Below are 6,237 nucleotides of genomic sequence, written 5' to 3' on the forward strand. Positions count from 1 at the left end.
ACCGAAAGCGAGGAGACCATGAAAAAACAGCCTGCCATCCAACCACTGCGCCGGGCATTGCTGCTGGGCGGCGCCGCCGCCGTGGGCACCGCCCTGCTGCCCCGAGGTGCCCGGGCGGCCGGCTTTCCCAACCGGCCCATTACCTTTATCTGTCCATGGGCGGTGGGCGGGACGGCCGACCAATCCATGCGTGTGCTGTGCCAGGCGGCCGGCAAGGTGCTGGACCAGACCATCGTGGTGGAAAACCGCGCGGGCGCATCCGGGATGATCGGCGCGAAGGCGCTCGCCAGCGCGAAGCCGGACGGCTACACCATCGGGCAGATTCCGATTTCCGTGACGCGCTTCTCGCAGCTGGGCATGCTGGCGGCGGACCCGCGCACCGATTTCACCTACATTGCCCGGACGTCGGGACAGACCTTCGGCATCGTGGTCAAGTCGGACTCGCGCTTCAAGACGCTGGCGGATATGGTGCAGTACGCGAAAAGCCATCCCGGCGTCGTGACCTACGGCCATGCCGGCGTGGGCGGGGCGACGCACGTCGGCATGGAGCAGTTCGCCATGGCCGCCGGCATCCGACTCAATGCCATCGCCTACAAGGGCGGGGCGCCCGCCCTGCAGGATCTCCTGGGCGGACAGATCGATATGCTGGCCGACTCCAGCTCCTGGGCGCCGCAGGTCGAATCCGGCCATCTGCGCCTGCTTGCGACGTGGGGCGCGCAGCGTACGCCGCGCTTCAGCGGCAGCCCCACGCTGAAGGACCTGGGCTACGACCTCGTCGTCGACGCGCCCAATGGCATCGGCGCGCCCAAGGGCCTGGATCCCGCCGTCGAACAGGTGTTGCGCGATGCCTTCCGCAAGGCGGTCGCCAGCAGCGAGTTCAAGCAGGTCGCCGACAGGCTGGATGCGCCGGTCATGTACCTGGACGGGCCGGACTACCAGCGCTACGTCGTCCAGGTCTATGGCCAGGAAACGCAATTGATCGAACGCCTGCACCTGAAGGCGATGCTGCAACAAGGCTGAACCGTGACGTCTTCCCCGCTTATCCGTCTGCATCCCGCCGACAATGTATTGATCGCGCGCGACAGCCTCACGCTGGGGCAGGCCGTTCCCGGGCACGATCTGCGCATACGGGCGCAGGTACCGGCCGGCCACAAAATCGCGGCACGGCGGATCGCGCGCGGCGAAGCGGTGCGCAAGTACGACGTGATCATCGGCGTGGCCGGCCGCGACATCGAGGCAGGCGATCACGTACATACGCACAACGTCGAATTGGCGGATTTCCAGCGCGACCCGGCCTTCGGCCAGGATGTCGTGCCGGTCGCCTATGTGCCGCCCGCCCGGCAGGCCCGCTTCCTGGGCTACGTCCGCCCGGACGGGCGCGTGGGCACCCGCAATTTCATCGGCATCCTGTCCTCGGTGAACTGTTCGGCGACGGTCATCAAGTCCATCGCCGCCCATTTCAATACGGAACGCCTGGCTGCCTATCCCAATGTCGACGGCGTGGCGGCCTTCGCCCATACCAGCGGCTGCGGCATGTCCTCGCCCAGCGAGCATTTCGACGTGCTGCGGCGCACGCTGGCCGGGTATGCCCGGCATCCCAACCTGGCCGGGGTATTGATCGTGGGGTTGGGCTGCGAGCGCAACCAGGTGGACGCGCTGGTCGATACGCAGGGCCTGGCCAGGGATCCCCGCGTGCGCACCCTGGTCATGCAGGACGCCGGGGGCACGCGCGCCACGATCGCCGCCGGGATTGCCGCCATCCAGGCCATGCTGCCCGCCGCCAACGAATGCCGCCGGACGGAAGTGCCCGCGAGCCACCTGAAGATAGGCCTGGAATGCGGAGGATCGGACGGCTTTTCCGGCATTACCGCCAATCCGGCGCTGGGTGTCGCCATGGACATCCTGGTGCGCCACGGCGGCACCGCCATTCTCTCGGAGACCCCGGAGATCCATGGCGTCGAATACCTCTTGACCCGCCGCGCGGCCAGCCGCGAAGTGGGTGAGAAGCTGCTGGCCCGGCTTGCCTGGTGGGAACGCTACACCGCCGGGCAGAACGCGCAGTTCAACGGCAAGGTGGGCCACGGCAACCAGCAGGGAGGCCTGGCGAACATTTTCGAGAAATCGCTGGGATCGGCGATGAAGGGCGGCAGCACGCCGCTGCAGGCCGTATACGAATATGCCGAACCCATCGACCGGCCGGGCCTGGTCTTCATGGATTCCCCCGGTTACGACCCCGTCGCCGTCACCGGCCAGATCGCCAGCGGCGCGAACCTGATCTGCTTCACCACCGGACGGGGATCGATGTTCGGCTCCAAGCCGGCGCCCACGCTCAAGCTGGCCAGCAACTCGTCCATGTACCGGCGGGTGGAGGAAGACATGGACATCAATTGCGGATGCGTGCTGGACGGCGAGCTCGGCATCGAAGAAATGGGACAACGCATCTTCGAACGCATCCTCCTGGCGGCGTCCGGCGCGCGCACCAAAAGCGAGTTGCTGGGGCTGGGAGACCACGAATTCGTACCCTGGCATCTCGGCGTCGTCAGTTGAAGCCGCGCGTACGCTCCGATTTTTTCATCGTCCATTCCGAGTCGCATCCATGCCTGCCCTGAATCCCTTCAAATCCGCGCTGGCGTCGGCGACGCCGCGCATCGGCCTGTGGCTTTCCATGGCCGATCCCTATCTGGCGGAAGTCGCGGCGACCGCCGGCTTTCACTGGCTGCTCGTCGATGGCGAGCATGCACCGAACGACCTGCGCAGCACGCTGCACGCCCTGCAGGCGGGTGCCGCCTATGCGTCGCATCCCGTCGTGCGGATACCCGATAGCGATCCGGCGCGCATCAAGCGCCTGCTCGACGTCGGCGCGCGCACGCTGCTGGTGCCGATGGTCGACACCGCGGAACAGGCGCGCGCCCTGGTCGCGGCCACGCGCTACCCGCCGCGCGGCATCCGCGGGGTGGGCAGCGCGGTGGGCCGGGCCTCGCAATGGAGCCAGCGCGCCGATTACCTGGCGGTCGCCGACGACGAGATCTGCCTGCTCGTACAGGCGGAAACCACGACCGCCCTGGAGAACCTGCCGGCGCTGTGCGCCACCGAGGGCGTCGATGGAATATTCATCGGACCGGCCGACCTGGCCGCTTCGATGGGACACCGCGGCAACCCCGGACATCCGGACGTCCAGGCGGCCATCGAAGCGGCGATGCGGACGATCGTGGCCTCGGGCAAGGCGGCCGGCACATTGACCTCCGACCCCGCCCTGGCGCGGCGCTATCTGGACCTGGGATGCACCTTCGTCGCCACCGGCGTGGACATCCTGATCTTCGCCAACGCGGCGCGCAAACTCGCGCGCGACTTCGCCTGCTGACGCCGCCGCACAGCGGGCATCCCCAAGGATTCCGATATGACAACGAAGACCTGGCGCATCGCCGTGATTCCCGGCGATGGAATCGGCATGGAAGTCATGCCCGAAGGGCTGCGCGTGCTGGAGGCCGCCTGCCGGCGCTTCGGCATTGCCCTGGAGTATCGCCACATTGCCTGGGCGTCCTGCGAGTATTACGCGGCGCACGGCCAGATGATGCCCGACGATTGGAAGGACCCGCTGCGCGACTGCGACGCCATCCTCTTCGGTGCCGTCGGCTGGCCCGCCACCGTGCCGGACCACATTTCCCTCTGGGGCTCATTGCTGAAGTTCCGCCGCGAGTTCGACCAATACATCAACCTGCGTCCCGCGCGCCTGTTCGAGGGCGTTCCCTGCCCGCTGGCCAATCGCAAGCCGGGCGACATCGACATGATGATCGTCAGGGAAAATACCGAAGGGGAATACTCCGCCGTCGGCGGCACGATGTACGAAGGAACGGACCGCGAAGTGGTCATGCAGCAGGCGGTTTTCTCGCGGCTTGGCACCGATCGCGTGCTGCGCTTCGCCTTCGAGCTGGCCGCGCGCCGGAGTGGGACCCTGACGGCCGCCACCAAGAGCAACGGCATATCCATCAGCATGCCGTGGTGGGACACGCGCGTGGAAGATATGGCGCGGCAATATCCTTCCGTGCGCTGGGACAAGCAGCATATCGATATTCTCTGCGCGCGCTTCGTCCTGAATCCAGACCGCTTCGATGTCGTGGTCGCCTCCAATCTGTTTGGCGATATTCTTTCCGACCTGGGACCGGCCTGCACCGGCACCATCGGCATCGCGCCGTCCGGCAACCTGAACCCGGATCGCCGCTTTCCGTCCCTGTTCGAACCGGTGCATGGCTCGGCGCCGGACATCGCCGGACGCGGCATCGCCAACCCCATCGCCATGATCTGGTCGGCCGCGATGATGCTGGATTTCCTCGGCGACGGCCAAGGCGTGATGCGACAGGCGCACGACCTGATCCTGGACGCCATCTCGACGGTGCTCAGGCACGGCCCGCACACCGGGGATCTCGGCGGCAAGGCGGGCACCATCGAAGTGGGCAAGGCCGTGGCCGCGCTGGTCGAATCGGGCGCACGATAATGGAGAGTTCCCGCATGGACAGCAAGGCGACCCACCCGCAAGCCGGGCCCCTCATTCGCCCGCACAACTTCATCGACGACCGCTGGACGCCCGGCCTTGACGGCCGGGGCTTCGCGGTCACCGACCCCGCTACCGGCCTGCTTATCGCCGAGGTGCCCGACAGCGGCCCGCAAGATGCCCGTGCCGCCGTGGACGCGGCCGCGAAGGCGCTGCCGTTGTGGCGCGCGCGGCTGCCGCGGGAACGGGCCGCGCTGCTGCGGCGCTGGCATGCGCTGATCCTCGAGCGGGAGGAAGACCTGGCCACGCTGATTTCCCGCGAACAGGGCAAGCCCCTGGCCGAAGCCCGCGGCGAAGTCGCGTACGGGGCGTCGTATGTGGCCTGGTTCGCCGATGAGGCCAACCGCATCTATGGCGACATCATCCCGGACCAGCAGCGCGGCAAGCGCATGACGGCGATCAAGGAGCCCATCGGGGTCGTGGCCGCGATCACACCCTGGAACTTTCCCCTGGCCATGATCGCGCGCAAGATCGCGCCGGCGCTGGCCGCGGGCTGCACCGTCGTGGCCAAGCCCGCGGAAGACACGCCGCTGACCGCGCTGGCGCTCGCGCTGCTCGGGCAAGAGGCCGGGTTTCCGAATGGCGTGCTGAACATGGTCACCGCATCGCGCGCGCGGGCGGCCGAGACCGTCGATGCCTGGCTGCAGGACGGCCGGGTGCGCAAAATAAGCTTCACCGGATCGACGCCGGTCGGCAAGCACCTGGCGCGGGAATCCGCGGCAACGTTGAAGAAGCTTTCGCTGGAACTCGGCGGCAATGCGCCCTTCCTGGTATTCGAGGATGCGCAGCTGGAAGCCGCCGTCGACGGTGTCATGGCGGCCAAGTTCCGCAATGGCGGCCAGACCTGCGTCTGCCCGAATCGCGTCTATGTGCAATCGACGGTCTACGATCGCTTCGCGGGCCTGCTGCGCGACAGGGTGGCCGCCTTGCGCGTGGGGCCCGGCTCCGATCCCGCCACCCACGTCGGGCCCATGATCAATGCGCGCGCCGTGGGCAAGATCGCCCGCCATGTCGACGATGCGCGCCGGCACGGCGCCACCGTGCTGGTCGGCGGAAAGCGCCTGGAGGCGCTGGGGCCGAACTATTACGCGCCCACGGTATTGGGCGACGCCAATGCCTCGATGGACTTGTGCGCCGAGGAAACCTTCGGCCCCGTCGTGCCGCTATTCCGCTTCGACGAGGAAGCGCACGCCATAACCGCAGCCAACGATACGCCCTTCGGACTGGCCGCGTATTTCTACAGCCAGGACCTGCGGCGCATCGAACGCGTATCGCGCGCCCTGGAATCCGGTATCGTGGGCATCAACGAAGGCGCGCTGGCATCGGAGGCCGCGCCTTTCGGCGGCATCAAGGAATCCGGCTACGGCCGCGAGGGCTCCCGCTACGGACTGGACGACTACCTGTCGATCAAGTACCTGTGCCAGGGCGGGCTGGCGTAGCCCCGCCCCACGGCCTCATTTGAACGCCGCGCCCGGGTCGTCCCCGCCGCCGCCATACACGCCGGTACCGTAGCCGCCCTGCACGTCGATCTTCACCGTTGAAGGATCCACCTTGGACTGGTCGCCCTTATAGTGCATCACGATTGCCGGCACCAGCATCACCGTCGCCACCATGACCAGCTGGATGACGATGAACGGGATCGAGCCCTGGTAGATCTGCCCTGTCGTCACCGGCGCGATGGTGCGCCC

At 67.4% G+C, this 6,237-nt stretch carries 5 protein-coding genes and 1 pseudogene; 5 read left to right on the plus strand and 1 reads right to left on the minus strand.

Annotated elements, in window-relative coordinates; all coding sequences use genetic code 11:
• Window positions 1-18: 18 nt before the first annotated feature.
• Genes ACO1P8_RS15520 through ACO1P8_RS15540 form a run of 5 tightly spaced genes read left to right on the plus strand, consistent with a single transcriptional unit; the run spans window position 19 to window position 5,988 of the window.
• Complete coding sequence (locus ACO1P8_RS15520) at window positions 19-1,020, plus strand: Bug family tripartite tricarboxylate transporter substrate binding protein (protein ID WP_486296781.1); 1,002 nt, start codon at window positions 19-21, stop codon at window positions 1,018-1,020.
• A 3-nt stretch (window positions 1,021-1,023) separates the two neighbouring features.
• Window positions 1,024-2,547 (plus strand): UxaA family hydrolase, encoded by a 1,524-nt coding sequence (locus tag ACO1P8_RS15525; protein ID WP_486296782.1) that lies wholly within the window; start codon window positions 1,024-1,026, stop codon window positions 2,545-2,547.
• 49 nt (window positions 2,548-2,596) lie between these two features.
• Entirely contained in the window at window positions 2,597-3,361 is a 765-nt protein-coding gene (locus ACO1P8_RS15530; RefSeq protein ID WP_486296783.1) for an aldolase/citrate lyase family protein, read from the plus strand.
• A 36-nt stretch (window positions 3,362-3,397) separates the two neighbouring features.
• Window positions 3,398-4,492, plus strand: a complete 1,095-nt coding sequence (locus ACO1P8_RS15535) for a tartrate dehydrogenase (RefSeq protein WP_486296784.1) — start codon at window positions 3,398-3,400, stop codon at window positions 4,490-4,492.
• A 14-nt stretch (window positions 4,493-4,506) separates the two neighbouring features.
• Window positions 4,507-5,988 (plus strand): NAD-dependent succinate-semialdehyde dehydrogenase, encoded by a 1,482-nt coding sequence (locus tag ACO1P8_RS15540; protein ID WP_486296785.1) that lies wholly within the window; start codon window positions 4,507-4,509, stop codon window positions 5,986-5,988.
• A 15-nt stretch (window positions 5,989-6,003) separates the two neighbouring features.
• Here ACO1P8_RS15540 and ACO1P8_RS15545 read toward each other — a convergent pair.
• Window positions 6,004-6,237: pseudogene (locus ACO1P8_RS15545) on the minus strand (C4-dicarboxylate ABC transporter); the annotation flags it as partial.

Source organism: Bordetella sp., assembly GCF_057362025.1.

Excerpts from the sequence above, each read along its gene's own strand:
- ACO1P8_RS15520 (WP_486296781.1), top strand. The coding sequence starts at position 19 with ATGAAAAAACAGCCTGCCATCCAACCACTGCGCCGGGCATTGCTGCTG.
- ACO1P8_RS15530 (WP_486296783.1), top strand. The coding sequence starts at position 2,597 with ATGCCTGCCCTGAATCCCTTCAAATCCGCGCTGGCGTCGGCGACGCCG.
- ACO1P8_RS15535 (WP_486296784.1), top strand. The coding sequence starts at position 3,398 with ATGACAACGAAGACCTGGCGCATCGCCGTGATTCCCGGCGATGGAATC.
- ACO1P8_RS15540 (WP_486296785.1), top strand. The coding sequence starts at position 4,507 with ATGGACAGCAAGGCGACCCACCCGCAAGCCGGGCCCCTCATTCGCCCG.